Raw genomic sequence first — 253 nt, 5'->3', positions numbered from 1 at the left:
ATTTATCGCTTTTTACTGATTAAAAATGAGGCGTAACATCATGAATAATTTTAGTAAAATAAAGAAACATACCATTATATTTGGTGCTTTTGTTCTCAGCGGTTGTGCGAATCTTCCGCCGATTATACAGGATCATGACGGTACTTATGGATTGTATTTGCCGACCAATCAACAATTGATGAGTGCTATGCTTTATCAACAGGATGCCAAGTTTACCGTGGCTAATGGAAAAACTTGCATCTTGGAGCACAAT

The 253-nt window shown here is 36.4% G+C and carries 1 protein-coding gene; it reads left to right on the top strand.

Annotated features, from left to right (window positions below; all coding sequences use genetic code 11):
• Positions 1 to 40: 40 nt before the first annotated feature.
• Positions 41 to 253, top strand: a 213-nt coding sequence (locus HJG40_RS14790; RefSeq protein ID WP_215864895.1) for a hypothetical protein, incomplete at its 3' end; no start/stop codon positions are given.

The sequence above is a fragment of the Acidithiobacillus concretivorus genome (assembly GCF_018853445.1).
GTDB classification, from domain to species: domain Bacteria; phylum Pseudomonadota; class Gammaproteobacteria; order Acidithiobacillales; family Acidithiobacillaceae; genus Acidithiobacillus; species Acidithiobacillus concretivorus.
The sequence above is the reverse complement of the archived record's forward strand: the minus strand, read 5'-3'. Positions and strand labels throughout refer to the sequence as shown.